This window comes from Arthrobacter sp. 05L417 (assembly GCF_056397865.1).
The window spans coordinates 17,494-42,531 of record NZ_JBFTOG010000024.1; the positions used below are offsets into that span (position 1 = coordinate 17,494).

Annotated in this window: 23 protein-coding genes; 8 read left to right on the forward strand and 15 right to left on the reverse strand. The window is 65.4% G+C overall.

Annotation, left to right across the window (positions count from 1 at the left end; all coding sequences use genetic code 11):
• The first annotated feature begins 84 nt into the window (after window positions 1-84).
• From AC1DJW_RS16675 to AC1DJW_RS16685, 3 genes are read left to right on the forward strand one after another with little or no spacing between them, the layout of a single operon-like run.
• Window positions 85-1,089 (forward strand): DUF4439 domain-containing protein, encoded by a 1,005-nt coding sequence (locus tag AC1DJW_RS16675; RefSeq protein ID WP_476901894.1) that lies wholly within the window; start codon window positions 85-87, stop codon window positions 1,087-1,089.
• A 51-nt stretch (window positions 1,090-1,140) separates the two neighbouring features.
• Entirely contained in the window at window positions 1,141-1,869 is a 729-nt protein-coding gene (locus tag AC1DJW_RS16680; RefSeq protein WP_476901895.1) for a VIT1/CCC1 transporter family protein, read from the forward strand.
• A gap of 35 nt (window positions 1,870-1,904) precedes the next feature.
• Window positions 1,905-2,951 (forward strand): aminoglycoside phosphotransferase family protein, encoded by a 1,047-nt coding sequence (locus AC1DJW_RS16685; RefSeq protein WP_390282694.1) that lies wholly within the window; start codon window positions 1,905-1,907, stop codon window positions 2,949-2,951.
• A gap of 53 nt (window positions 2,952-3,004) precedes the next feature.
• On the opposite strand, the gene AC1DJW_RS16690 is transcribed toward AC1DJW_RS16685, so the two are convergent.
• Genes AC1DJW_RS16690 through AC1DJW_RS16700 form a run of 3 tightly spaced genes read right to left on the reverse strand, consistent with a single transcriptional unit; the run spans window position 3,005 to window position 7,052 of the window.
• Window positions 3,005-4,390 carry a pyridoxal phosphate-dependent decarboxylase family protein gene (locus AC1DJW_RS16690; RefSeq protein WP_476901896.1) on the reverse strand — a complete coding sequence of 462 codons (1,386 nt, stop codon included), beginning with the start codon at window positions 4,388-4,390 and terminating at the stop codon, window positions 3,005-3,007.
• Between the two features lie 56 nt (window positions 4,391-4,446).
• Window positions 4,447-5,244: a sulfite exporter TauE/SafE family protein gene (locus AC1DJW_RS16695; protein ID WP_284752677.1), complete on the reverse strand. Its 798-nt coding sequence runs from the start codon at window positions 5,242-5,244 to the stop codon at window positions 4,447-4,449.
• Entirely contained in the window at window positions 5,241-7,052 is a 1,812-nt protein-coding gene (locus AC1DJW_RS16700; RefSeq protein WP_284752676.1) for a proline--tRNA ligase, read from the reverse strand. The genes AC1DJW_RS16695 and AC1DJW_RS16700 overlap by 4 nt, the downstream gene beginning before the upstream one ends.
• 478 nt (window positions 7,053-7,530) lie before the next feature.
• Here AC1DJW_RS16700 and AC1DJW_RS16705 point away from each other — a divergent pair, with 478 nt between their 5' ends.
• Genes AC1DJW_RS16705 through AC1DJW_RS16715 form a run of 3 tightly spaced genes read left to right on the forward strand, consistent with a single transcriptional unit; the run spans window position 7,531 to window position 9,697 of the window.
• Complete coding sequence (locus AC1DJW_RS16705; RefSeq protein ID WP_476901897.1) at window positions 7,531-8,331, forward strand: ABC transporter ATP-binding protein; 801 nt, start codon at window positions 7,531-7,533, stop codon at window positions 8,329-8,331.
• Between the two features lie 8 nt (window positions 8,332-8,339).
• A complete protein-coding gene (locus AC1DJW_RS16710) occupies window positions 8,340-9,083 on the forward strand; it encodes an ABC transporter permease (protein ID WP_284752702.1) in 744 nt (247 codons plus the stop codon).
• Entirely contained in the window at window positions 9,080-9,697 is a 618-nt protein-coding gene (locus AC1DJW_RS16715) for a TetR/AcrR family transcriptional regulator (protein WP_390282696.1), read from the forward strand. The genes AC1DJW_RS16710 and AC1DJW_RS16715 overlap by 4 nt, the downstream gene beginning before the upstream one ends.
• 189 nt (window positions 9,698-9,886) lie before the next feature.
• Here the strand turns inward: AC1DJW_RS16715 and AC1DJW_RS16720 are convergent, their stop codons facing one another.
• The 5 genes from AC1DJW_RS16720 to dxr all read right to left on the reverse strand — a co-directional run bounded on the left by AC1DJW_RS16720 (window position 9,887) and on the right by dxr (window position 14,876).
• Window positions 9,887-10,780: a GNAT family N-acetyltransferase gene (locus tag AC1DJW_RS16720; protein ID WP_459340871.1), complete on the reverse strand. Its 894-nt coding sequence runs from the start codon at window positions 10,778-10,780 to the stop codon at window positions 9,887-9,889.
• A complete protein-coding gene (gene ispG, locus AC1DJW_RS16725; protein ID WP_284752674.1) occupies window positions 10,743-11,909 on the reverse strand; it encodes a flavodoxin-dependent (E)-4-hydroxy-3-methylbut-2-enyl-diphosphate synthase in 1,167 nt (388 codons plus the stop codon). The genes AC1DJW_RS16720 and ispG overlap by 38 nt, the downstream gene beginning before the upstream one ends.
• Window positions 11,910-11,975: 66 nt before the next feature.
• Window positions 11,976-12,269: a YciI family protein gene (locus AC1DJW_RS16730; protein WP_284752673.1), complete on the reverse strand. Its 294-nt coding sequence runs from the start codon at window positions 12,267-12,269 to the stop codon at window positions 11,976-11,978.
• Between the two features lie 73 nt (window positions 12,270-12,342).
• Window positions 12,343-13,674: a M50 family metallopeptidase gene (locus AC1DJW_RS16735; RefSeq protein WP_284752672.1), complete on the reverse strand. Its 1,332-nt coding sequence runs from the start codon at window positions 13,672-13,674 to the stop codon at window positions 12,343-12,345.
• Window positions 13,675-13,691: 17 nt separating this feature from the next.
• The gene (gene dxr / locus AC1DJW_RS16740; protein ID WP_390282697.1) at window positions 13,692-14,876 is read right to left on the reverse strand and encodes a 1-deoxy-D-xylulose-5-phosphate reductoisomerase; all 1,185 of its coding nucleotides are present in this window, start codon (window positions 14,874-14,876) and stop codon (window positions 13,692-13,694) included.
• Window positions 14,877-14,914: 38 nt separating this feature from the next.
• Between dxr and AC1DJW_RS16745 the strand changes: the two genes are divergently transcribed.
• Window positions 14,915-16,381, forward strand: coding sequence for a lipase maturation factor family protein (locus AC1DJW_RS16745; protein ID WP_476901898.1), 1,467 nt, complete (start codon window positions 14,915-14,917; stop codon window positions 16,379-16,381).
• A 35-nt stretch (window positions 16,382-16,416) separates the two neighbouring features.
• Here the strand turns inward: AC1DJW_RS16745 and AC1DJW_RS16750 are convergent, their stop codons facing one another.
• The 7 genes from AC1DJW_RS16750 to AC1DJW_RS16780 are packed head-to-tail and all read right to left on the reverse strand — an operon-like array spanning window position 16,417 to window position 24,217.
• On the reverse strand, window positions 16,417-17,253 hold the full coding sequence (locus tag AC1DJW_RS16750) for an HpcH/HpaI aldolase/citrate lyase family protein (protein ID WP_284752669.1): 837 nt from the start codon (window positions 17,251-17,253) through the stop codon (window positions 16,417-16,419).
• A complete protein-coding gene (locus AC1DJW_RS16755) occupies window positions 17,250-17,783 on the reverse strand; it encodes a MaoC family dehydratase (protein WP_390282699.1) in 534 nt (177 codons plus the stop codon). The genes AC1DJW_RS16750 and AC1DJW_RS16755 overlap by 4 nt, the downstream gene beginning before the upstream one ends.
• Window positions 17,780-18,532, reverse strand: a complete 753-nt coding sequence (locus AC1DJW_RS16760; RefSeq protein ID WP_390282700.1) for a CoA transferase subunit B — start codon at window positions 18,530-18,532, stop codon at window positions 17,780-17,782. Before AC1DJW_RS16760 ends, AC1DJW_RS16755 begins: the two co-directional genes overlap by 4 nt.
• 2 nt (window positions 18,533-18,534) lie before the next feature.
• Window positions 18,535-19,302, reverse strand: a complete 768-nt coding sequence (locus AC1DJW_RS16765; protein ID WP_284752666.1) for a CoA transferase subunit A — start codon at window positions 19,300-19,302, stop codon at window positions 18,535-18,537.
• 19 nt (window positions 19,303-19,321) lie between these two features.
• The gene (locus AC1DJW_RS16770) at window positions 19,322-20,485 is read right to left on the reverse strand and encodes an acyl-CoA dehydrogenase family protein (protein ID WP_234753077.1); all 1,164 of its coding nucleotides are present in this window, start codon (window positions 20,483-20,485) and stop codon (window positions 19,322-19,324) included.
• A 2-nt stretch (window positions 20,486-20,487) separates the two neighbouring features.
• Window positions 20,488-22,605 carry an acetyl/propionyl/methylcrotonyl-CoA carboxylase subunit alpha gene (locus AC1DJW_RS16775; RefSeq protein WP_476901899.1) on the reverse strand — a complete coding sequence of 706 codons (2,118 nt, stop codon included), beginning with the start codon at window positions 22,603-22,605 and terminating at the stop codon, window positions 20,488-20,490.
• Window positions 22,606-22,609: 4 nt separating this feature from the next.
• Window positions 22,610-24,217 carry a carboxyl transferase domain-containing protein gene (locus AC1DJW_RS16780; RefSeq protein ID WP_476901900.1) on the reverse strand — a complete coding sequence of 536 codons (1,608 nt, stop codon included), beginning with the start codon at window positions 24,215-24,217 and terminating at the stop codon, window positions 22,610-22,612.
• A gap of 151 nt (window positions 24,218-24,368) precedes the next feature.
• On the opposite strand from AC1DJW_RS16780, the gene AC1DJW_RS16785 reads away from it, so the two are divergent.
• Complete coding sequence (locus tag AC1DJW_RS16785) at window positions 24,369-25,022, forward strand: SACE_7040 family transcriptional regulator (RefSeq protein WP_476901901.1); 654 nt, start codon at window positions 24,369-24,371, stop codon at window positions 25,020-25,022.
• Window positions 25,023-25,038: the final 16 nt, after the last annotated feature.

The following is a 25,038-nucleotide window of genomic DNA, read 5'->3' on the forward strand; positions in this document are numbered from 1 at the left end:
CGGGGAGGCAAGTGGCCTGTGGGCGTGACACCATAGTCTGTTGTGAACCACGAGACTGTTGAGAAACCACGGAGCCATCGCTGGATGAAAGGCCTCCTTCTGGCTTTCCTCGCAGTCCTCGTCCTCGGAGTGGGCGCCGTGCTTCTCCCGCGGGACGCCGGAAAGCCGCAGGCGCTACCGTTTTCGGAAGCTGCCCGCTCCGAAGCGCTCTCGTCGACCGAGACGCTCCTGGACAGCGCATCGCTCCTGGAGAGCACGGACACTGTGACGTTGCTGACAAGCCAGGCGCGGGCGCTGCTGCCACCTTCCAGCCCTTCGGCACCGAACACTCCATCGGCTTCTCCCAGCTCCAGTGCCGCCCAGGACCGCCCAACGCGGGCCGGCTTTGTCTCCGCGCTCTCCGCGAGCGCTTCCCGTCGCTTGGCGGACGCCGCTAACGCCGACGGCGGCATGGCACGGCTGCTTGCCGCCGTCGGGACCGCCCAGCTGCTTGAGTCATCGCGGCTGGCCGCGACGTGGGGCCTGCCGGTACCGGCAACCCCGGCCGAGGCGAGTACCGCCCCGACACCGCCGCCGAGCTGCCCGGCTTCGCCCGGCACGGCGACCATGGCGCCGACACCCGGACCGGCCCCGACCACGGCCGATCTGCCCGCAGCCCTTGCCGCCGTCGTCAGCTCCGAACAGGAGTCGATCTATGCGTACCAAGTGGCCCTGACCAGGCTGGACGCGAAGGCGTCCGCAACGGCAGCCACCTGGTTGGCCCGCCACCAGCAGCTGCTCCGGGGAGCGGAGGCCCAGGGCCGGCTGCATTGCATCGCCACGCCCGCGCGGGAAGCCGGCTATCGCCTGCCTGCCACTTTCGCCGCCAAACCCGGACTGGCGCTCGGAAGCATGGAGTCCAGCTCGCTGACTGCCTACGCCGACCTCGTGGCATTGTCGGAGGGTGCGACGCGCCAATGGGCCATCGACGGGCTTGTCGACGCCGCCAAACGCAGCCAAGCCTGGGGAGCTCCGGTTGGCCCCTTCCCGGGACTTTCGATCGACAACTCCGCGCTGCCGCCGCTGCTGTCCGCCACTCCGTCTCCATAGGAAAGCCTTTCTTTGCTGGCGGCTGCAGTCCCCGAGTGCTTGGCTTGTACCATGGCTTCCATCGAAACTGCAGCCCTGCATGAGAACGAACCACACGCCAACGACCTCGCCCACCGGCTCAACTGGCTCCGGGCAGGCGTCCTTGGCGCCAATGACGGAATCGTCTCCGTCGCCGCCATCGTGGTAGGCGTCGCCGGCGCCACCACGAACACCGGCGCGATCCTCACTGCCGGAGCCGCCGGACTCGTGGGCGGCGCGGTGTCCATGGCACTCGGCGAGTATGTATCCGTCAGCAGCCAAAGCGACAGCCAAAAGGCGCTCATCGAGAAGGAGCGCCGGGAGCTCGCCGAGGAACCCGAAGAAGAGCTGGCTGAATTGACTGCGATCTACGAGGCCAAGGGCCTGCGGCCTGAAACCGCGCGGAAAGTGGCCGTGGAATTGACGGAGCACGACGCCTTGGCCGCCCACCTTTCCGCCGAATTGAACATCGACGAGGACGACATCGTCAGCCCGTGGCATGCGGCGTTCGCATCCGCCATCGCCTTCACCCTCGGCGCGGTGCTGCCCATGCTCGCGATTCTGCTCCCGCCCCCGGGGCTGCGTGTACCGCTGACCTTCATTTCCGTGTTGCTCGCGCTGGCCATCACCGGAGCCGTTGGAGCGTGGATCGGCGGCAGCTCGAAGACCCGCGCCGCCGTGCGCGTCGTCATCGGCGGAGCCCTTGCGCTTGCCGCGACGTTCTTCATCGGAAGCCTCCTGGGCTCCTCCGGAGTGGTCTGAACCACTCCCGGACCGGCTTGGGTAGGCTGACAGTGATGACTACCTTCGTTTCGATCCCTGGCGACCTCCAGGCACGCTACTCCCGCACAGCGGAAGGGCGGGCGTGGCTCTCAGGGCTGCCCGGACTGATCAATGCCAGCTTGGAACGCTGGCAACTGTCCGTTGACCTGGAACCCGGCGCGGAACCATGGAATGGCCACGGCGGCATCGTCATTCCGGTCCTCTACGAGGGCACCCGTTCGGTGCTCAAGATAGCTTTCCCGCACGAGGAGGCCCTCGTTGAACGGCATGCGCTGGCCCTGTGGGACGGCGCCGGGGCCGTCAGGCTGCTCGACGCCGATACCGCCTCCTGCGCGATGCTCCTGGAGCGGCTCGACGCGGTCAACTGCCTGCAGGACGCCCCGATGGACGAAGCCCGCGACGTCTGGGGATCGCTCGTGAAGGAACTCAGCATCGAACCGGACGAACGGCCCGAATGGAAAGAGTTTGAGCACATAGCGGCACGTGCCGAGCGCTGGAGCGATGAGCTGCCCGCGGACTGGGAGCACCTTGGCCAACCCTTCCCCCGCTGGCTCCTCGAGGCCGCGTTGGAAGTGTGCCAGACCCGAGGCGCCGTCGGACGCCGCGCGGGCAGGGACGTCTTGGTGCATTGCGACCTGCATTTCATGAACATCCTCCCGCATCTCAATGGCACCCCGCATGGCGCCCCGAATGGGGCCGGATCCACCCGAAAGCGCGCTTACGTGGCGATCGACCCGCAACCGAAGATCGGGGAGGCAGAATTCGCGATCGCCCCGATCTTGTGGAACCGTATCCGCGATCTCTCCACCACGGCTCCCGAACTTGCACTCCTGGAGCGCTGCGCTGATTTCAGCAGCGCGGCTGGACTGGACAGTGAAGCAGCGCGGGAATGGAGCCTGGTCCGCGAGGTTGAAAACGCCCTCTGGTATGCCGGAAAACCGCGGCACGAAGGCGATCTGGCGCGTTCCTTGTGGGTGGCCAGCACCCTCGCAGGCCGGCCCCTCGACGGGTTGCCCGCCGCGCACGACCTACCCGAACCGGGACTGGCCGCCTCGAATTAGCTTCAGTGGTCCGGACGCCCTGCCGTCCGGAGTCCCTGCTTCCTGCGCCCGGCTCAAGCGGTGGCCTCCAGCGCGTCCTTGATAGCCTGCACCGCGATATCCAGGTCTGCCGAATCCGTTGACCAATTGGTCACCGAAACACGCAGGATATCCCTGCCCAGCCAGCGCGAACCGGACATCCAGACCCTGCCGTCGGCCATGACGTAGCCCGTCACGGCACGCGTCCTCTCGTCGGAACCGAAGGCCAGGGACAACTGCGTGAACACCACATCGTTGAGGACCTCGACGCCGGGCACTTCGGCAAGCCGCCGGGCCAGTTCCGCGGCACACTCCGCACGTCCAGCGACAAGCTCCCGCACGCCGTCACCACCCAAGGAACGCAAGGCCGCCCATACCGGCACTCCCCGGGCACGGCGGGACAACTCGGGCACTTTCTCCATGGGATCACCGGGGCCGTGGTCGTCCTGCATCAGGTATTCGGCGTGCATGCCGATGGCGGATCGCAGGGCGGCAACGTCACGTACCACCACGATTCCGGCGTCGTAAGGCACGTTGAGGGTCTTGTGGGCATCGGTTCCCCACGAATCGGCCAACCCGACGCCCTCGACCAAATGCCGCAGTCCCGGCACAGCAGCTGCCCACAGACCGAAAGCCCCGTCGACGTGGACCCACGCGCCGTAGTCCTTGGCAGCGGAAATCGCCTCGGGGAATGGATCGAATGCTCCGGAATGCAGGTTCCCGGCCTGGAGACACACGATTGCCGGACCGGAACCGGCTTCCAAGGCGGCCCGGAGCGCGGCGGGGTCAATCCTTCCTTGTTCGTCCGCCGCAACAACTTCGGGTGCCCCGAACCCCAGGAAACGCAGGGCCATGTCCAGGCTCTCGTGCCGCTCGGCGCCGACGAGGACACGCAGTTTCGGCGCGCCGTGGAGTCCCCCGGCGTTGACATCCCAGCCGACGGCGGCGAACTGGCGCCACCGGGCCGCCGCGAGGGCCGTGAAGTTGGCCATGCTGGCGCCCGTCGCGAATCCGACGTCGGAGCCAACAGGTAGGCCGAGCAGCTCAAGGAGCCATCGCCCGGCCGCTTCCTCGATCCCGGCTGTGGCGGGGGTGGCGAAACGCAGGCCGGAGTTCTGGTCCCATGCGGACACCATCCAGTCCGCGGCCATGCCTGCCGGCACCGTCCCGCCGATGACCCAACCGAAGAAGCGCCCCGATTGCATGGCCATGAGCCCGGGTTCGGCGTGTTCGGCGAGGAAATCAATGACCGCGGCCGGGTCCAGTCCACTGGCCGGCAAAGGTCCGCCGAAGACTGTCGTGATGTCGTCAGCCGTGGTGCTTGGCCGTACCGGCCGCCCGGGCAAGGCCCTCAACCACTCCCGGGTATGCTCCCATGCACGTCCGAGTGCCTGCTCATAGTCGCCGGAATCGACCCACATGAGTGCATGCTACGCCCGGGGCTTCCCTGCGGCCATCGCCGGCGACATCCGAAACGCTACTTGGCGAAGTAGTCGTTCCAGACGTCCACGCCGAGTTTGATGATCAACGCGCCGACCACGATCAGGAACACAATCCGGACAAAGCCGCTGCCTTGTTTCACGGCGGTCCGCGCGCCCAGGTAGCCACCGGCCATGTTGGACAGGCCCAGCACGGCGCCGACGCCCCACAGCAATGATCCGTGCGGCAGGAAGAACAACAGGGCACCGGCGTTCGTGGCCATGTTGACGATCTTCGCCTTGGCGCTGGCCTCAAGGAAGGCATAGCCCATGGCGGAGACAAGGGCTATCACCAGGAACGAGCCTGTTCCTGGACCTATCAGGCCGTCGTAGAACCCGATCACGCCACCGATGGCGCAGGCCACGACGTAGTGCCGGTGGCCGTCGTGTCGCAGGGCGGTCAACTCGCCTGCATTGGGCCGCAACGCGGTGAAGAGCGCGACGGCGATGAGCGCCACCACGATGATGGGTTTGAAGACGCTCGCGGGAAGGTTGGCGGCCAGGACTGCTCCGCCGAAACTTCCCGCGAGGGCAATGACCGCCATGGGTATGGCCGTCTTGAGGTCAGGGCCCACCCGGCGGTAATAGGTGACGGCACTGGTCGTCGTCCCGAAGATGGAGCCCATTTTGTTGGTGGCCAATGCCTGGACGGGGGTGATCCCCGGAACCAGGAGCAAGGCAGGGAGCTGGATCAGTCCCCCGCCGCCCACGACGGCATCTATCCAGCCGGCCGCGAATCCAGCCACCACGATCATGATGAGCGTGGTGAGCTGGACCGACTCGAAGCCGGAGATCACTTCTGGCGTACGGCGTTGACCACGTAATCGGCAGCCTTCTCGACTGCCACGTTTTCTGCCTCGCCGGTGCGGCGGTCCTTGATCTCCACGACACCGTCTACCAAGCCACGGCCGACTGCCACGATCGTGGGGACGCCCACGAGCTCGGCGTCGCCGAACTTCACGCCCGGGGAAACCTTGGGGCGGTCGTCGTAGATCACGTCGAGGCCGGCAGCCTCGAGTTCGGCGGAGAGCTTCTCGGCCGCCGCGAAAATTTCCTCGCCGCGTCCGACGGCGACCACGTGGACGTCCGCGGGGGCCACGGAGCGCGGCCAGACCAGACCACGGTCGTCGTTGTTGGCCTCGGCGAGGGCGGCCACGGCACGGGTCACGCCGACACCGTAGGAGCCCATGGTGACCACAACCTGCTTGCCGTTCTGGTCAAGGACCTTCAAGTCGAGGGCCTCGGCATACTTGCGGCCGAGTTGGAAGATGTGGCCCATTTCGATGCCGCGCGCAGTTTCCAAGGGACCGGAGCCATCCGGGGCCTCGTCTCCCGCCCGGACCTCAGTGCATTCAATGACGCCGTCCCAGGCGAAGTCGCGCCCGGCTACGAGGCCGAACACGTGCTTGCCGTCTTCGTTCGCTCCGGTGACCCAGCTGGTGCCGGAGACAACCCGGGGGTCAACAAGGAAGAGCAACTTGGACGTGCCTTCAAGGCCGAGCACGGCTTCGGCGAGGTCCAGTCCGGGGCCGATGTAGCCCTTGACGAGTTGCGGGATCTTCTTGAGGTCTTCCTCGTTGGCCGCTTCCAAGCCGATCTCGCCGGCGATGGGCAGGAATGAACCGATGTTGGCCTCGACGCGCTTGAGGTCCACTGCGCGGTCACCGGGAACGCCAATGACCACGATCTGGCGCTCGCCGGTGGGCAGCGTCACGGCGAGGACTACGTTCTTGAGGGTGTCGGCGCCAGTCCAGGCGCCGCCGTCGGAATCGCTGCGGGGAGCGAGCTGGTTGGCTGCGGCCACGAGGGTTTCGATGGTGGGCGTGTCCGGGGTGTCCAGGACGCGCGCGGGAGGCGCGTTGCTGAAGTCGATTTCGGCCGGGACCACGGTGGTGACGGCTTCGACGTTGGCCGCGTAGCCGCCTGCCGAGCGCACGAAGGTGTCCTCGCCGATCTCGGTGGGGTGCAGGAATTCCTCGCTCTTTGATCCGCCCATGGCGCCTGCCGTGGCTGCGACGGGGATGACCTCAAGGCCGAGGCGCTCGAAGATTTTCAGGTACGCGGCGCGGTGGGCCGCGTAGCTCGCGTCCAGGCCGGCGTCGTCGACGTCGAAGGAGTAGGAGTCCTTCATGATGAATTCGCGGCCGCGGAGGAGGCCTGCCCGAGGGCGGGCTTCGTCGCGGTACTTGTTCTGGATCTGGTAGAGGCTCAGCGGCAGGTCCTTGTACGAGGAGTACAGGTCCTTGACCAGGAGGGTGAACATTTCCTCGTGCGTGGGGGCGAGAAGGTAATCGGCACCCTTGCGGTCCTGGAGGCGGAACAGCCCCTCGCCGTACTCGGTCCAGCGGTTGGTGGCCTCGTAGGGTTCCCGGGGCAGCAGTGCCGGGAAATGGACTTCCTGGGCGCCGATGGCGGCCATTTCCTCGCGGATGATCTGCTCGACCTTGCGCAGGACACTCAATCCCAAAGGCAGCCATGTGTAGATGCCCGGTGCGGCACGGCGGATGTAGCCCGCACGGACCAGGAGTTTGTGGCTGGCGACTTCGGCGTCGACGGGATCTTCACGCAGGGTGCGCAGGAACAGCTGGGAGAGGCGAAGGACCACGGGTCAGAATCCGTTTCTATGGCAAGAGCTGGCAAAAACTACTGTGTACCAATCTACCGGCTTACAGCCGGGCCCCTCGCCCGGCACCTTCGTGAGCGTGGCCCCGGCCATCCCGATTGCCTAATCCTGCCAAACGCAGATGAGCCACGCCATGGTGCGAGGAAGCCCCTGGCCGCTGCGCGGCTGGTCATCCTGCCATGGCGTGGCTCAGCGGCCGGTCCGTCCGCGCCCCAGCGACACGGCTGGTTCTGAATTTATGTGATGGTGGACACTTTATTCAAGGGCTTGGACTAATCAATATTTGTAGGTCCTGGCCCTGGCAACGAACAACGCGGGGTCACTTAGCGCCCATCCGGAGGTCCGACATGGGCCGTAAGTGACCCCGCGTTGCAGATCCGTCCTCGAGGCCCACAGTTGACGCGCCTGTGTATGCGATTTACCTTTTATTCATCACTTGATGAATATATCGGAGGCCGCGATGTCCCACAGCCCAGCGGGAAGTCCCGCACCAGGCATGTCCCCTGCGCCTCCGGCGGTCAAGGCGGAGGGCCTGCATGTCACGCGCGGCCACAAGAAGATCCTGCGCGGCTTGGACTTCGCCATCGAGCCCGGGCGCATCACGGGCCTGCTCGGACCTTCCGGGAGCGGCAAGACAACCCTCATGCGCTGCATCGTAGGGGTCCAGCGACTCACAGCCGGCAGCGTGGAAGTATTGGGGCGTCCGGCCGGTACACCGTCGTTGCGGCACGACGTCGGATACGTCACCCAGGCACCGAGCGTCTATACGGATCTCAGCGTCGAAGCGAACGTCAGGTATTTCGGCGCCATGCACGGCGTCACGGCGGCGGACATCGCGGAGGCGATTGCCGCCGTCGGGCTCGAATCACTGGCACGGCGGAAGACGGCAGACCTTTCCGGGGGTGAATTCAGCCGGGTCTCGCTGGCCTGCGCGCTCGTCTCGCATCCGAAGCTGCTGGTCCTCGACGAACCGACGGTTGGCTTGGATCCGGTGCTGCGTGCCGAGCTGTGGGAACGGTTCGCCGCCTTGGCCGAAGCGGGCACCACCCTGCTGGTGTCCAGCCATGTCATGGAAGAGGCCTCACACTGTTCCTCCCTGCTCCTGCTCCGCGACGGCTTGCTGCTGGCGCAGCTCAGTCCGGCGGAACTCAGCGAGCGTGGCCACAGCAACGACCTGGAACAGGCCTTCCTGCACTTCATCCAGGAAACGACCGCTACTTCGAAGCACCGGAGTACCAATGAAAGCCAGGTGGCGTCATGAATCCACGGATGATGTTCGCCACCACCAGGCGGGTTTTGGAGCAACTGCGGCACGACCACCGCAGCGTCGCGCTCATCATGGTGGTTCCCGCGCTCCTGCTCACGGGCGTCTACTATCTCTTCGAGAACGAAACCCTGCCTCCCGGATTCCCGCGGACCTTTGACCGTGTGGGACTCATGATGCTGGCCATCTTCCCGTTTGTGGTGATGTTCCTGGTCACGTCGATCACGATGTTGCGCGAAAGGACTTCGGGGACGTTGGAACGGCTCCTGACGACGCCCATCCACAAAGCCGATCTCCTGTTCGGCTATGCGTTGGCGTTCTCCATCATGGCCGCCTTGCAATCGCTTGTCGCCACGGCCGTGGCCTACTGGATCTTCAACCTGGATATCAAGGGCGGTCCTGGTTACGTCGTGATGATCGCCGTCATCAACGCAGTGCTCGGTGTCGCGCTTGGCCTCTTGTGCTCAGCCTTTGCACGGACCGAATTCCAGGCGGTGCAGTTCATGCCGGTAGTGGTGATACCGCAGATCCTGTTGTGCGGACTCTTCGTGGCCCGGGACCACATGAACAGTCTCCTGGAGAGCATCTCCAACGTGCTGCCGCTGACGTTTTCGGTCGATGCGCTCCAGCAGATCGCCGACAACACCGAGGCGACCCAGGCCATGTGGCAGGATGCCGGAATCATGGCGGCGATCGTGGTGGGAGTTTTGGCCCTGGCCTCCTTCACCCTCCGACGGCGGACCTCATGAGCGGCGCCTCGCCTCCCGTGCGGCGGGGACGCCGGAGCGGCGGGAGCGATTCCCGCGAACTGATCCTGGCCACAGCGCGCCGGCTCTTCGCCGAGCACGGTTTCGACGGGACGAGCCTCCGGCAAGTTGCCCGCGAAGCCGAAGTGGACCCGGCCATGGTCCACCATTTCTTCAAGGGCAAGGACGAACTCTTCGCCCAGAGCATCGAGCTCCCGGCTGATCCCGACGACGTCCTTGCCGGCGTCGAATCGTTGGATCCCGCGCAGCGCGCGGAAGCGCTCGTCCGCGCCGTGTTGCGGCTATGGGAAAGCCCGGCGCAACACGGGCTTGTCGCGTTCGTCAGGGGGACGATCGGATCCAAGGCCAAGACGGCCTTGCTGCGGGAGACGGTGGCCCGGACCATCCTTTCCAGGATTACAGCGGGAATTCCAGGCTCCCCCGAGGAGGCGAAAATGCGCGGAAACCTTGTCGCCACGCAGGTGGTGGGACTCATGCTGATGCGCTACGTCGTCCGGCTCGAACCCCTGGCTTCCGCCTCCCAGGACGAAGTGGTCCGGCTCGTGGCCCCGAACGTCCAGCACTACCTCACCGGCGAACTCACCCCTCCCAACTGACTAGCAGTTGTTGTCGTTATGAGCCCTCAAAACGACAACAACTGCGGGGGCCCACGCCGCCAGGGTTCCCTGGCCGAGGGGCCACACCGGCGAGGGCCCCGGCCTGAGCTTGCGAAGGCTGGGAGCCGGTGGGGACTTGCGAGGCGAGGGTGGCGGTGGGGATAGTTGGGCTGGTCAGGACGGGGCTGGTCAGTACAGAACCGTGGCGAACGTTCCGAGGCGTTTGAAACCGACCCGCTCGTACGTGGCGCGTGCCCGGGTGTTGTATTCGTTGACGTAGAGGCTCGTAATCGGCGCGAACTGCTGGGCGAGGACAACCACTCCCGCCATGTACCCCGCGCTGAGTCCCTGGCCGCGGAACTCAGGGTTCATCCAGACGCCCTGCACCTGGGTGGCCTGCGCCGTGACGGCCCCGAGTTCGGCTTTGAACTTCACGGTCCCGCCGGCGTCGATGTGTACCAAGGAATGGCCTTGGCGGATCAGTCCGGCCACCCTGCGGCTGTAGAAGTCCTCGCTCCCGAGAAAGGGCGAATACCCCACTTCCTCTTCGAACATGGCTGCGCAGGCGGGCAGGATCCGGTCGAAGTCCGCGATGTTCCCGAAGCCGAGCTGAGGATTGGCTTCGACGGCGGGTGGTTCCGATATCGCCAGAAGCGGCTGCTCGGCACGTACCTCGTGGGCGAAATGCCCCAGCTGCTCCAAGCGGGAATGGAGCGCCAGCACGGTCTCCGCGGGCCCGAAAATCGAGGCATAGCGACGGCCGGCCCGGTGTGCAACCGCCGCAACGCGGGAAGCCAGTTCCGGGTCCAGCTGCACCGGAACCAGATTGGCCCCGGCCCAGCAGGCACCCACCAGCGCGTCGCCGTCGAACACTCCAAAGACGCTCGCGCCCCCGGACGTTGGGGCGGCGCTCCCCGTTGAATCAAGGTGCGCCAGAATGAAAACGTTCGCTACCGGATCTTCCATCGCGAGCACGCGAAGGGCCCGGGTGTCGGCAGCGCCGAGCACCCGGACGGTGAAATCGTCCTGTCCGGTGCCGTCTTTACTACGAGACGGTAACCACGGGGCTACCCTTGACAGCATCTTCGCCATCGGCCTCCCCCATCTCTTCAGCGATACGCATGGCTTCTTCGATCAGTGTCTCAACAATCTGGCTCTCGGGGACAGTCTTAATGACTTCGCCCTTCACGAAGATCTGGCCCTTGCCGTTTCCGGAGGCTACACCGAGATCGGCTTCCCGGGCCTCACCCGGGCCGTTCACCACGCAACCCATGACGGCAACGCGCAACGGAATCTCCATTCCTTCAAGCCCGGCTGTGACCTGCTCAGCCAGCGTGTAGACGTCCACCTGGGCGCGTCCGCATGAAGGGCAGGAGACGATTTCGAGCTTGCGGGGGCGCAGGTTGAGGGACTGCAGGATCTGGTTGCCGACCTTGATTTCTTCGACAGGCGGCGCGGAGAGGGAGACGCGGATGGTGTCGCCGATACCCCGGGACAGCAGCGCTCCGAAGGCCGTGGCGGACTTGATGGTGCCCTGGAAGGCGGGTCCGGCCTCGGTCACGCCAAGGTGCAGGGGCCAGTCGCCCTTTTCGGCAAGCATCTCGTAGGCCGCCACCATGATGACGGGGTCGTTGTGCTTGACGGAGATCTTGAAATCGTGGAAGCCGTGTTCCTCGAACAACGAAGCTTCCCACACAGCGGACTCGACGAGGGCCTCCGGGGTGGCCTTGCCGTACTTCTTCAGGATGCCGGGCTCCAGGGATCCGGCGTTGACGCCGATCCTGATGGACGTACCGTGATCGCGTGCTGCCGCCGCGATTTCCTTCACCTGGTCATCGAACTTGCGGATGTTGCCCGGATTGACGCGGACTGCGGCGCAACCGGCTTCGATCGCGGCGAAGACGTACTTGGGCTGGAAGTGGATGTCCGCGATCACGGGAATCTGGGACTTGCGGGCGATGATCGGCAGCGCCTCGGCGTCGTCCGCAGAGGGGCAAGCGACACGCACGATGTCGCAGCCTGACGCGGTCAGCTCCGCGATCTGCTGCAGGGTGGCGTTGATGTCCGTGGTGGGCGTGGTGGTCATCGATTGCACGCTGATGGGTGAATCGGAGCCGACGCCGACCGAACCCACCTTGATCTGGCGGGTCTTGCGGCGGGGCGCGAGAACGGGGGGTGGGGCTGACGGCATTCCCAGGCTGACCGAGGTCACGTGGACTCCTTGGGTTGAAATGGGTGGATCGTAGGGCCGGAGTCCGGACTCCGGCCGGTCATGCTGCTAGGAAGCGTGGGCGGAGAGCATTCCGATAATGGGGTTCCACTCCGATGTCCGGATGCCTGCGATCCCTCGGACGGCGGCGAACGGATCCTCCTTCAGCGTGGCGTTCAGCTCGGCCTCGTCGGCGGCCTCGAGCAGGAGCAGTGCACCCGCGCCGTCGGTGTAAGGGCCGCTCGCCAGCAGGGTTCCCTGCTCGGCGAGGCTAGCGAGCCAGGCACGGTGGGCAGGGCGGTTCGCATCGCGCACCTCGGCGGACTCGGCGTCGTACACGTACTCAACAGCGAAAACAGTCATATGGATAGCCTATCCCCCAAGCCAAATCCGGGGAGTCCACGGCAGCGTCCGGCGTCTGCCGAGTCGGACAGCATCAGCCGAAGAGGTTGACGGGCTTGACGATGTCCGCGTAGATCAGCAGTGCGCTCATGGCCATGAGGACGCTCGCCACGACATAGGTGAGCGGCAGGAGCTTGGCGATGTCGAAAGCCCCCGGATCCGGTTTGCCGAACAGCTTGGCAATTCGACGCCGGGCACCCTCGTAGAGCGCACCCGCCACGTGTCCGCCGTCGAGCGGCAGGAGCGGAACCAGGTTGAAGACGGCCAGGGCGAAATTCAGTCCGGCAAGGAGTCCCACAAGGGCACCGACGCGCGATTGCAGCGGAACCTGATCCATGGCAGCCACTTCACCGGCCACCCGGCCGACGCCCACCACGCTGATGGGGCCGTTGGGATCGCGCGGCTCGGAGCCGAACGCCGCTTGCGCCACGCCGACCACCCTGGCGGGCAGGTTGAGGATGACTCCGGCGATCTGCTTGATGTTCTCGCCGGCCATAGGAAGAACGGTCGACGCCGGTTGGGGCACCATGGCGGTCTGCGCACCGATGCCGAGGAACCCGACTTCCTCGTACAACGGCTTGCCGTCCGCGCCCTTGGCCTGCTGGCCGTTGTCGCCGATGACGGGGCGTGCGGACAGAACCGGTGTTACTTGCGTCGTGACGCTCTTGCCGCCACGGTCCACGGTGATTTGGACGGCCTTGCCTGCGGACGCCCGGATCCAGCCGCTCATTTCGGCCCAGCTCGTCACAGGCTTGCCGTCAAAGCTGGTGACAACATCGTTGGGCTGGAGCTTGGCCACTGCGGCCGGGGTGAGTTGACAGTTCGGCGAGTTTGGATCGACGGTTTCGCCGGCCTTGACTTGGCACTTGGACACCTCGGCAATGGTGGTGGTGGCCATGGACACTCCGAAGCCCATGAGCAGGACCGCTGTCAGCACCAGGCCGATGAGCAGGTTCATGGCCGGGCCACCCAGCATGATGATGACCTTTTTCCAGACCGGCAGCCTGTAGAAGACCCTGTTCTCGTCGCCTGGGCCTACTTCCTCGTGTGCCGCGGACCGTGCTTCGGTGGCAAGGGTCTGGAACATGCCGGTGCTGGAGGGCCTGACACTGCCATCTTCCTTGTTGGGCGGGTACATGCCGATCATGGCGACGTAGCCGCCCAGCGGGATCGCCTTGACGCCGTATTCGGTCTCGCCTTTCCGCGTGGACCACAGGGTAGGACCGAACCCGATCATGTATTTCGTGACGCGCACTTTGAACAGCTTGGCGGGAAGCAAGTGCCCCACCTCGTGCAGCGCAATGGAGACGGCCACGCCGATCGCGACGAAGACGACTCCGAGAATGAACAGAATGACGGGATTCATGCCTTAAGTACTGCTTCCTAAAGGGTGCTGTTGGCTAAACGATCGTGGGTGCGCGTGCGTGCCCACCTCTCAGCATCCAACACCGAGTCCACCGTCAGCTCCAAGGATCCTGAATGTTCGCTGAGGACGGACTCCACCGTGTCCACGATGTCAGTGAAGCGGATCCTGCCGGCATGGAATGCTTCTACCGCTTCCTCGTTGGCCGCGTTGAAGACGGCGGGAAAGGTGCTCCCCTGCTTCGCGGCGTCCTTGGCCAGCTCCACGGCCGGGAAGGCTACCGAATCAAGGGGCTCAAACGTCCAACTGGTCGCCTGGGTCCAGTCGCAGGCCTTGGCGGCGCCGGGCACGCGGTCCGGCCACCCGAGGCCGAGGGCAATGGGGAGCCGCATGTCCGGCGGAGAGGCCTGGGCAATGATGGAGCCGTCCACGAACTCCACCATGGAGTGCACCACGGATTGCGGGTGCACCACGACGTCGATCCTGTCCAGGGGGACGTCGAACAGCAGGTGCGCTTCGATGACCTCCAGGCCTTTGTTGACGAGGCTGGCTGAGTTGGTGGTGACCATGAGGCCCATGTCCCACGTGGGGTGGGCAAGGGCCTCGGCCGGGGTGACGTCACGGAGTTGCTCCCGGCTGCGGCCCCGGAAAGGTCCGCCGGAAGCCGTCAGGATGAGTTTCTCAACCTCTTTGTCGGTTCCCGCGCGGAGGCATTGGGCAATGGCCGAGTGCTCGGAATCCACGGGCACGATTTGGTCAACGGCGGCAGCGGCCTTCACCAGGGCACCGCCCACGATCAGGGATTCCTTGTTCGCCAAAGCCAGGATGGCGCCGGACTTGAGGGCTGCCAGCGTAGGCGCCAGCCCGATGGACCCCGTGATGCCGTTGAGCACGACGTCCGCTTCGATCGCCGCAATCTTGGTGGACGCATCCGGCCCCGTGATGATTGCCGGATCGTAGTTCCGGAGTCCGGCGGCGGAGGCGGCAGCGCCTATGAGTCTCTGGAGTTCGCGTGGATCGCCATGGGCGATGCCGACTGCCTGTGCCTTGGTGTGGACTGCCTGCTGCGCGATGAGTTCCAGGTTCCCGCCACCCGCGCTCAGCGCCACGACCTCGAAGAGATGGGGGGCGGAGTCGACGACGTCAATCGCTTGAGTGCCGATGGAACCAGTGGACCCGAGGAGGATGATCTTGCGCGGCTGCATTGCTTAAGTATCCCGCACCCCAGGCGTAGCGTTGGTTTGTGGACTGGGTCTCGTGGTTCGAGGCGCCGGACTATGAATTCGCCCGGCAGGTGCTCCAGCGTGGCACGGCCACGCTCTATTTCATCGCGTTCCTGTCCAGCCTCAACCAGTTTCCCGCGCTCCTGGGTGACCACGGGCTCCTGCCTGTCCCGCGGTACGTGGATGGCCCCAAGATCCTGCGCAGGCCCAGCCTCTTCCGCTGGAAGTATTCGGACAGGTTGCTCCGCGCCGTATGCGCCGCCGGACTTGCCGTTTCCTTGGCGCTCATGGGCGGGCTGCCGCAGCTGGGCCCGCCGTGGCTTCCCTTGGCGGCGTTCCTGGTTTTGTGGTTGCTCTACATGTCGATCGTCAACGTAGGCCAGACCTTCTACGGCTTCGGTTGGGAGATGCTGCTGCTGGAAATGGGCTTCACCGTCGGCTTCCTCGGTTCGGATCAGACTCCCCCGCCCAGGACAATCCTCGTGCTGCTCGTGTGGCTGCTGTTCAGGCTGGAATTCGGCGCGGGCATGATCAAGATCCATGGCGGAAGCGAGTGGCGTGATTTAACCGCCCTGTACTACCACCACGAGACGCAGCCCATGCCGGGGCCGTTGAGCCGCCAGGCGCATCTCCTGCCCAAAGCGATGCACCGCATGGAAGTGCTCGGCAACCACTTCGCCCAATTGGTGGTGCCGTTCTTCCTGTTCGCCCCGCAGCCGCTGGCCACCATTGCTGCCGGAATTGTCGTCTTCACGCAGCTTTGGCTGGTGGGGAGCGGAAATTTCGCGTGGCTCAATTGGTCCGCGATCGTGCTCGCCTTCGCTGCGGTGAGCGACCCCGTTGCCCACGCTGTGCTGCCTTTCATCCCGCAGCGGCCGAACCCGGCAGCGGCGGTTCCGCAGACCCCGGTGTGGTGGCTCGCCGTCGTACTCGCGGTGACGGTGCTCCTTCTGGTGCTCAGCTATTGGCCCATCCGCAACCTGCTCTCGCGGGGGCAGCTCATGAACGCCAGCTTCAACCGATGGCAACTGGTCAACACCTACGGGGCGTTCGGCACGGTGACGCGGCACCGGGTGGAAATCGTGGTGGAAGGCACCCAGTCCGAGGTTCCCGTCGACGAGGCCGATTGGCGCGAATACGGCTTCAAGGGCAAGCCCGGCGATGTCCGCCGGTTGCCCCGGCAATGGGCGCCATACCACCTGCGCCTCGACTGGCTCATGTGGTTCCTGCCCTTGCGCACCGTGCACGAAGAATGGTTCTACGCGTTCTTGGGCAAGCTGCTCGACGCCGATCCGCCCACCTTGCGCTTGTTGCGCCAGGACCCGTTCGACGGCGCACGGCCGCGTTGGGTGCGGGCCCGCAGCTTCCTCTACCGCTTCGCCACGAGGGCCGAGTTCCGGGAAACGGGCCAGCGCTGGATCCGGATGGAGCTCTACGAGGTCATCGCCCCGTTGTCGCTGCCGAGGTCACGACGGCGCGGTCAATAGACTGGCCCGTCAATGGGTCCGGCCCGATCAGCCCTTCAGGAAAGCCGGGCCCTGCGCAGCGTGGATTCGGCGTGTTTCAGGATGGGGCCGTCCACCATTTTGCCCTTGTGCTGGAACACACCGGTTCCAGCCGCAGCCGCAGCGTCAAGCAGCTCCCGGGCCCCTGCGACGGCCTCGGGCGACGGAGCGTAGGCTTCGCGGACAACGGCGACCTGGTTCGGGTGGATGCAGGCCTTCGCACCGAATCCACTGGCCACTGCGTCGGCGGATTCCACGGCAAGCCCGGCAAGATCGGGAATGTCGACATAGACCGAGTCGATGGCCTCCTTGCCCGCGGCTTTCGCGGCCAGCAGCACCGTGGAGCGGGAGTGCGTTGCGACGGCGCGGTAGCCGCCGTCGTCCTTGCGGCTGGAGGAACCGCCCATCGAGGCGATCAGGTCCTCGGCGCCCCACATGAGCCCGACGACGTTGGGAGCCTGGGCGATCTCAGCCGCGTTGACGATCCCTTTGGCCGTCTCGCACAGGGCGATGACGTGGTAACCCTCGAGTGCTTTCAACTGTTCGGCGGTCTCGGCCTTGGCCAGCATGACGGTCCGGTATGGGGTATGCGCGAGGCAGTGCAGGTCCTTCTCGAAGTCCGGAGTGCCCACCGGATTGACGCGCACTATCGTGCGGCTGGGGTCGAGCTCGGCGGTCTCGCCACCTGAGCCGAGCTGGGCGAGGATGGCGCCCCGGGCCCGCTTCTTGTCTGCGGGCGCGACGGCGTCCTCAAGGTCCACGATGACGGCGTCGGAACGCTCGGCGGCCTTTTGGAAGCGTTCCGGGCGGTCGGCGGGGCAGAAAAGAAGAGCGGGGCCCATGGTGAAGGTCATGTATTGATTGTCCCCTGTTGCGCCTCCAGATGCGCGGTCCGGCTCCACATGAGACAAGTGCGCGTGGCCAGAGCCACAATCTTTCCGTCCTGGTTGCGGCCGGTGTGTTTCATGGTCACCACGCCCTGCCCGGGACGCGATGACGACTCCCGTTTCCCGCTGATGACAGTCTCGGTGTAGAGGGTATCGCCGTGGTAGAGGGGGTGTGGGAAAGAGACGTCCGTGAGGCCCAGCTGGGCAATGATGGTGCCCTGGGTCAGTTGGGTCACGGACTGTCCCACCATGGTGGACAAGGTGAACATCGAGTTCATGAGCCTCTGCCCGAAGGGCTGCTTGGCGCTCCACGCCGAGTCCAAGTGGAGGGCCTGGGTGTTCATGGTCAACGTAGTGAATAGGACGTTGTCCGTTTCGGTGACGGTCCGCCCCGGCCGGTGGGCGTAAACGACGTCTTCCTCAAGCTCGTCGAAATAGAGGCCCCGCTGCTCGACAATGCGGGGTTCGGGGACCCGGGGTTCAGCGTCCGTGGTCATACAGTCAGTTCCTGGTCCTCTTCGAAAAGCTCGACGCCGGTCGCGGCCGCCACGTCCTCGGCCGATACGTTCGGTGCCAACTCGCGCAGGACGAGCCTCGACACCCCGCCTTCGGAGACGACGTCGATCACGGCGAGGTCGGTGATGATCCGGTCCACGCAGCCTTTCCCCGTGACGGGCAACGAGCATTCCTTGACGATCTTGGGTTTGCCGTTGCGGTCCACGTGCTCCATCATCACGATCACCCGCTTGGCGCCGAACACCAGGTCCATGGCGCCGCCCATGCCCTTGACCATTTTGCCCGGGATCATCCAATTGGCCAGGTCCCCGTTGGCCGCGACTTCCATGGCGCCCAGCACGGCGACGTCCACATGGCCGCCGCGGATCATGCCGAACGACGTCGCTGAGTCAAAGAACGCGGCGCCCGCGTTGACGGTGACCGTTTCCTTGCCGGCGTTGATCAGATCCGGGTCCACGGCATCCTCGGCCGGGTAGGGGCCAACGCCCAGGATCCCGTTCTCGGAATGCAGGATCACCTCGACCCCGTCAGGGATGTAGTTGGGAATCAGGGTGGGCATGCCGATCCCCAGGTTGACGTATTGCCCATTGCTGAGTTCACGGGCCACGCGGGCGGCGAGTTCGTTCCTCGTCCAGCCTTTGCCCTCGTGGTCCTCGACGCCGGCGCGGCGGTACTCGTGCCTGACCGCCTCGGGACGCGGCGGCACATCCTGGGTGATGTTCGATTCCATGGCTACGCTCCTGTCTTCCCGGTCAACGCGACGGTCCGCTTTTCGATGCGTTTCTCCGTGTCCGGTGCAACCACGACCCGCTGGACGAAGATGCCCGGGGTGTGGATATGTTGCGGATCGAGTTCGCCGGGTTCCACAAGCTCTTCGACCTCGGCGATGGTGATCCGGGCCGCCATGGCACACAGTGGATTGAAGTTCATAGCCGTCGCGTGGAAGACGAGGTTCCCGTGCCGGTCCCCCTTCCAGGCGTGGACCAGTCCGAAATCGGGGGTCAGGGATTCCTCCAGGACATAGTCCGCGCCGTTGAAGGTGCGCACTTCCTTGGGTGAGGAGGCGATCGCCACGTTGCCGTCGGCGTCGTACTTTTGCGGCAGACCGCCTTCCGAAACCTGCGTCCCGACGCCGGCCGCCGTGAAGAACGCGGGGATTCCGGCCCCGCCGGCACGCAGTTTCTCGGCGAGGGTGCCTTGCGGTGTGAGGACCACCTCGAGTTCACCGGCGAGGTACTGCCGCGCGAACTCCTTGTTCTCACCAACATAGGAACTGATGGTCCGGCGGATCCGTCCGTCCTTCAGCAGGATGCCCAGGCCCCAGTCGTCCACGCCGCAGTTGTTGCTGACTGTTTCAAGGTCCTTGGTGCCTTGATGGTGGAGCGCATCGATCAGCGCCACCGGGATACCGCACAAGCCGAACCCACCGACGGCGAGAGAGGCACCGTCGTGGATGTCTTTCACCGCTTCCGCGGCGCTGGCAACAACTTTGTCGATCATCGTTTACCTTCCCTGACGGTTAAAGGCCCAGCTCGCGGGCGATGAGCATCAACTGGACCTCGGTGGTGCCTTCCCCGACTTCCAGGATCTTGGAGTCGCGGTAGTGCCGTGCCACCGTGAATTCGTTGATGAAGCCATAGCCACCGAACACCTGGGTGGCGTCCCGTGCGTTGTCCATGGCTGCCTCGCCTGCGACCATCTTAGCGATGGCCGCTTCGGTCTTGAACGGCTTGCCGGCCAGCATCCTCGCGGCCGCATCGTAGTAGGCCAGGCGTGCCGTGTGGGCCCGTGCCTGCATGCGGGCGATCTTGAACTGGATGGCCTGGTACTTGCCGATGTTCTGGCCGAAGGCCACACGTTCCTTGGCGTACTTCACGGACAAGTCGACGCAGCCCTGTGCCGCACCGGTGGCGAGCGCGGCGATGGCGATACGGCCTTCGTCCAGGATGGACAGGAAGTTGGCGTAACCACGTCCCCGGACACCAAGCAGGTTCTCCTCGGGCACCCGGACGTTGTTCAGTGTGAGCGGGTGCGTGTCGGAGGCGTTCCAGCCCACCTTGTTGTAGGCCTTTTCCGCGGTGAAACCGGGCGTGTCGGTGGGAACCAGGATGGTGGAGATTTCCTTCTTGATGCTCCCGTCCTTGCGTTCGTGCTGCCCGGTGACGGCGGTGACGGTGACGAGGCGCGTGATGTCGGTCCCGGAGTTGGTGATGAACTCCTTGTTGCCGTTGATGACCCAGCGGCCGTCCTCGAGGTGGGCGTTCGTTTTGGTCCCTCCGGCGTCCGAGCCAGCTTCCGGCTCGGTCAGGCCGAAGCCCGCGAGCGCTTCGGCCGAGGTCAGCTGGGGCAGCCAGTGTTCTTTCTGCTCCTGCGTGCCGAAGCGGTACACCGGCATGGCGCCCAGCGAGACGCCTGCTTCGAGGGTGATCGCCACGGACTGGTCAACCCGGCCCAGCTGTTCCAGCGCGAGGGCGAGCGCGAAGTAGTCTCCGCCCATGCCGCCGAACTCCTCAGGGAAGGGCAGGCCGAAAAGGCCCATCTCGCCCATCTGCTTGACTACCTCGTACGGGAAGCTGTGTTCCTCGTCGTGCTTGGTGGACACCGGTGCCACTACCTCGTCGGCGAATTCCCGGACGGAGTCGCTCAGGTCCTGGTATTCCTCGGTGAGTTCAAAACTTGCCATGGCTAGACTTCCTCGTCTTTCTGGTTCTCTGCTGTAACTTCAAGGGCGGGTTCCGCTGTGGCCTCGGGGGTGGGTTCCGCCGCAACGTGGATGGTGGCGAGGACCTGGTCGGCCTTGACGAGGTCCCCGGTCTTGCTGCTGAGGTGCACGGTGCCGGACACCGAGGCCACCAATTGGTGTTCCATCTTCATCGCCTCCACGGCAAGGAGGACCTGGCCTGCTTCCACGTGGTCGCCGTTGTGCACCGAAACGGAGACCACGGTTCCCGGCATGGGAGACCGGACTTCGGGATCCGCGGCGCCTTCTTCGCGCTGGATGCCAGCGAGGATGCGTTGGAGCCGGGCCTCGCGGTCCAGGATCTCCAGCCGGCAGGACCAGCCGTCGCTGCCGAGCCAGAGTTCGCGTGTCCCTGGCCCCGGAGATGGTGAGCCGTGCGCGAAATGGTGCTCGACGCCGTCGAGCACCAGCACCGCATGTCCCGAGGGTCCCGGCCGCATGACGGCAGAGTGCTCGACGCCGCTGTCCACGCGGGCGGTGAAGCCCGGCCCGTTCACCGTCAATCCCACGGTGGCCAGTCCGCCGTCGGGACGTCCGACCGTGGTCTTCCACGGTGCGGGCGCGCCGACGCGCCAGCCGTCGGCGGCGTTCCAGGGTGCTGCCGTTCCGGCAGGAGCCAAGACCTGACGGCTCAGTATCGCCGCGGCGACCAGCTCGACGTCGGTCACTTGGCGGAACTCCATTCCCTCCAGCTTGCGCTCGATCAAGCCGGTGTCGAGGCGGCCGGCGCGGACGTCGTCGTCGTTGATCAGGAGCCGCAGGTACTCGACGTTCGTGTGGACACCCAGCAGGGTGTAGTCCCCCAGTGCGTGGTCAAGGGTGTCCAGCGCTGCTTTGCGGTCCGGGCCCCACGCAATGACCTTCGCGAGCATGGGATCGTAGTCGCCGGTGACGGACAGTCCCGGCAGCATGGCGGAGTCGACGCGGACGTGCGGATCGTTGCTTGCCCGTTCCCGGAGCGTCACGATCTCCCCGATCGACGGCATGAAACCGCGTTCGGGCACCTCCGCGTAGACGCGCGACTCTACCGCGTGACCGTCAAGCACGACGTCGGGCTGCGCCACCGTGAGGACCTCACCTGCGGCGATGCGCACTTGCCATTCGACAAGGTCGACGCCCGTCACCATTTCCGTGACAGGGTGCTCCACCTGGAGGCGGGTGTTCATCTCCATGAAGAAGAAGTGCTCCGGATCCTGGTCCGAGACGAGGAATTCCACCGTGCCCGCACCGCTGTACTTGACGCTTCGGGCGGCCTGGCAGGCGGCCTCACCGATCCGCGCCCGGACCTCTGCCCCGTTCGCGAGGGACTCGAGCAACGGGGACGGTGCTTCCTCGATGACCTTCTGGTGGCGGCGCTGGAGCGAGCATTCACGCTCGCCGAGGTGGATCACGTTGCCGTGGTTGTCGGCGAGGACCTGGACTTCGATGTGCCGGGGCTCCTGGATGAGCCGCTCCAGGAACAGGGTGTCGTCACCGAAAGCGCTCGCAGCCACGCGGCGGGCCGTCAGCAGCGTGGCCGCCATATCCTCGAGCCGCTCCACGATGTGCATGCCCTTGCCGCCGCCCCCGGCCGAGGGCTTGATGAGCAGGGGGAAGCCGACGCCGGACGCCGCCTCGATCAGCGCTTCGTCGCTCAAACCAGGTTCGGCGATGCCCGGTACGCATGGGACGCCGTAAGACATGACGTGGTTTTTGGAACGGATCTTGTCGCCCATGATCTCGATGGCATCAATGCCCGGGCCGATGAACGCGATGCCGGCCGCGTCCAGGGCCTTGGCAAACTCAACGTTCTCGGCGAGGAATCCGTAGCCGGGGTGGACAGCTTGGGCGCCGCTTTGCAGGCAGGCCTCGATGATCGCGTCGATCCGAAGGTAGCTGTCCGCTGCCGCGGCTGTGCCGATGCGGACGGCGGTGTCTGCTTCGCGCACGTGGCGGGCCCCGGCGTCGGCGTCTGAGTAGACCGCCACGGAACGGATGCCCATCGCCCTCAGGGTGCGGATCACGCGGCAGGCGATCTCGCCGCGGTTAGCGACAAGGACGGTGTCGAAAGAAGTGATTGTCATGGGGTCACATCCGGAAGAGGCCGAAGGAGGTTTCCGGCAGTGGTTGGCGAGAGACGGTGTCCAAGGCCATGCCCAGGACGAGCCGGGTATCTGCGGGGTCGATGATGCCGTCGTCCCAGAGCCGGGCGGTGGAGTAGTACGGGCTGCCTTGGTCCTCGTATTGCTGCTTGATGGGGGCCTTGAAGGCTTCCTCGTCCTCGGCGGACCATTCCTCGCCGCGGGCCTCGTATTGGTCCCGTTTGACGGTGGCCAGCACGCTGGAGGCCTGGTTCCCGCCCATCACCGAGATCCGGGACGCCGGCCACATCCACAGGAAGCGCGGCGAGTAGGCCCGGCCGCACATCGAGTAGTTTCCGGCACCGAAGGAGCCGCCGATCACCACGGTCAGCTTCGGCACACGGGCGGTGGCGACGGCGGTGACCATCTTGGCGCCGTTCTTGGCAATGCCGCCGTGCTCATAGTCCTTGCCGACCATGAAGCCGGAGAGGTTCTGCAGGAAGACCAAGGGGATGCCGCGCTGGTCGCACAGCTCGATGAAGTGCGCGCCCTTGAGCGCGGATTCGCTGAACAGCACCCCGTTGTTCGCCACGATCCCCACGGGGTGCCCGTGCAGGTGCGCGAATCCCGTCACCAGGGTGGTGCCGTAGTTCTTCTTGAACTCGTGGAACCTCGAGCCGTCCACGAGCCGGGCGATGACTTCTCGGACGTCGTACTGGGCATTGACGTCCGTAGGAACCGCACCATAGATCTCACCCGGGTCCGCCACCGGCTCGACGACGGCGTCCACGTCCCACGCCGGGGCTGCCGGCTTGGGCAGGGTGGAGACGATGTCCCGGACGATCTGCAGGGCATGCTCGTCGTTTTCGGCGAGGTGGTCCGTCACGCCCGAAATCCGCGAGTGGACGTCCCCGCCGCCGAGTTCCTCGGCCGTCACGATCTCACCGATGGCGGCCTTCACGAGCGGCGGCCCGCCCAGGAAAATGGTGCCCTGGTTACGGACGATCACTGTTTCGTCACTCATGGCGGGCACGTAGGCGCCACCGGCCGTGCAGGACCCCATGACCGAGGCGATCTGCGGGATCTTCGCCGCTGACATCTTCGCCTGGTTGAAGAAGATCCGGCCAAAGTGCTCTTTGTCCGGGAACACCTCATCCTGCTTGGGCAAGAACGCTCCCCCGGAATCCACGAGGTAGACGCACGGCAGCCTGTTCTCCAGCGCGATTTCCTGGGCCCGGAGGTGCTTCTTCACCGTCATCGGGTAATAGGTCCCGCCCTTGACCGTGGCGTCGTTGGACACCACCATCACCTGGCGTCCATGGACCAGCCCGATCCCCGCGATCACGCCGGCGCCCGGCGAATCATCGTTGTACATCCCGTTGGCCGCCAATGGGGCGATCTCCAGGAACGGGCTTCCCTCATCCAGCAAGTAATTAATGCGCTCGCGCGGCAACAGTTTGCCCCTGGAGATGTGCCGCTCACGCGACTTCTCCGGCCCACCGAGCGCGGCCACGGCAAGGCGCTTCTTCAGCTCGCGCACCAGGGACAGCTGCGCTTCCGCGTTGGCCGCGAACTGGTCGCTGCTGGTATCCAGCTGGCTGGCGAGTGTCTCCATCGACTGTGTCCCATCCCGGCCAATGGCCATCTCAGTTAGTACCGCATAACTGGAATTTAGGTTAGTCTCTATTAACTGTGTTGTCCATCACCCCTGCACTGGGCCCGTCCCGGTACCGGCGCTGAAGTGGACGCGTGCAAAAGGAGGAATTGTGGTCACCTTCCAGCGGAGCCCGCAGCAGGACGGCCAAAACCCGCGGAGCCCCAAGCAAGACAGCCCGACCCAGCGGAGCCAAGCCAAGGAAACACGGCGCAAGGCCCTCCTGACCGCCGCGGCCGGGTTGTTCGCGGCCGACGGTTTCAACCGCGTGTCCCTTGAGGACCTCGGGGCTGCGGCAGGAGTCAGCGGCCCTGCGGTGTACCGGCATTTCCCGGGAAAACAAGCCGTGCTCGCCGAGCTCCTGCTGAGCGTGAGCCGGAATCTGCTCGACGGCGGCCGCACCGTGGCGTCCGAGGCCTCCGACGCCGAAGCTGCGTTGCGCGGACTGGTGGAATTCCACGTGGACTTCGCCCTCAGCAATCCCGATGTCATCCGGGTCCAGGACCGCGACTTCAGCAACCTCAGCGACTCCGACCAAGCCGAAGTACGCACCCTGCAGCGCAACTATGTGGAGCTGTGGGTGGGGGTGCTCGCGGAACTGCATCCCGACACGGATCCTGCCGAGCTACGGGTCCGCGCCCACGCAGCCTTCGGCCTCATCAACTCGACTCCCCACTCGGTCCGGCACCACGGACGCCGCATGGCGGTCAAAAGCGCCCGGCCCATCCTCGAACGCATGGCCCTCGCAGCGCTGATGGTGCGCTAGCCTCCCGCCCCAAAAG

Bases quoted from the DNA above. Each gene is read 5' to 3' on its own strand.
- AC1DJW_RS16775 (WP_476901899.1), bottom strand. From the start codon at position 22,605: ATGACAATCACTTCTTTCGACACCGTCCTTGTCGCTAACCGCGGCGAG.
- AC1DJW_RS16715 (WP_390282696.1), top strand. From the start codon at position 9,080: ATGAGCGGCGCCTCGCCTCCCGTGCGGCGGGGACGCCGGAGCGGCGGG.
- dxr (WP_390282697.1), bottom strand. From the start codon at position 14,876: ATGCAGCCGCGCAAGATCATCCTCCTCGGGTCCACTGGTTCCATCGGC.
- AC1DJW_RS16690 (WP_476901896.1), bottom strand. From the start codon at position 4,390: ATGTGGGTCGATTCCGGCGACTATGAGCAGGCACTCGGACGTGCATGG.
- AC1DJW_RS16710 (WP_284752702.1), top strand. From the start codon at position 8,340: ATGATGTTCGCCACCACCAGGCGGGTTTTGGAGCAACTGCGGCACGAC.
- AC1DJW_RS16680 (WP_476901895.1), top strand. From the start codon at position 1,141: ATGGCTTCCATCGAAACTGCAGCCCTGCATGAGAACGAACCACACGCC.
- AC1DJW_RS16720 (WP_459340871.1), bottom strand. From the start codon at position 10,780: ATGCTGTCAAGGGTAGCCCCGTGGTTACCGTCTCGTAGTAAAGACGGC.
- AC1DJW_RS16770 (WP_234753077.1), bottom strand. From the start codon at position 20,485: ATGGCAAGTTTTGAACTCACCGAGGAATACCAGGACCTGAGCGACTCC.
- AC1DJW_RS16760 (WP_390282700.1), bottom strand. From the start codon at position 18,532: ATGGAATCGAACATCACCCAGGATGTGCCGCCGCGTCCCGAGGCGGTC.
- AC1DJW_RS16765 (WP_284752666.1), bottom strand. From the start codon at position 19,302: ATGATCGACAAAGTTGTTGCCAGCGCCGCGGAAGCGGTGAAAGACATC.
- AC1DJW_RS16705 (WP_476901897.1), top strand. From the start codon at position 7,531: ATGTCCCACAGCCCAGCGGGAAGTCCCGCACCAGGCATGTCCCCTGCG.
- AC1DJW_RS16675 (WP_476901894.1), top strand. From the start codon at position 85: ATGAAAGGCCTCCTTCTGGCTTTCCTCGCAGTCCTCGTCCTCGGAGTG.
- AC1DJW_RS16735 (WP_284752672.1), bottom strand. From the start codon at position 13,674: ATGAATCCCGTCATTCTGTTCATTCTCGGAGTCGTCTTCGTCGCGATC.
- AC1DJW_RS16780 (WP_476901900.1), bottom strand. From the start codon at position 24,217: ATGGAGACACTCGCCAGCCAGCTGGATACCAGCAGCGACCAGTTCGCG.
- AC1DJW_RS16755 (WP_390282699.1), bottom strand. From the start codon at position 17,783: ATGACCACGGACGCTGAACCCCGGGTCCCCGAACCCCGCATTGTCGAG.
- AC1DJW_RS16750 (WP_284752669.1), bottom strand. From the start codon at position 17,253: ATGACCTTCACCATGGGCCCCGCTCTTCTTTTCTGCCCCGCCGACCGC.
- AC1DJW_RS16685 (WP_390282694.1), top strand. From the start codon at position 1,905: ATGACTACCTTCGTTTCGATCCCTGGCGACCTCCAGGCACGCTACTCC.
- AC1DJW_RS16730 (WP_284752673.1), bottom strand. From the start codon at position 12,269: ATGACTGTTTTCGCTGTTGAGTACGTGTACGACGCCGAGTCCGCCGAG.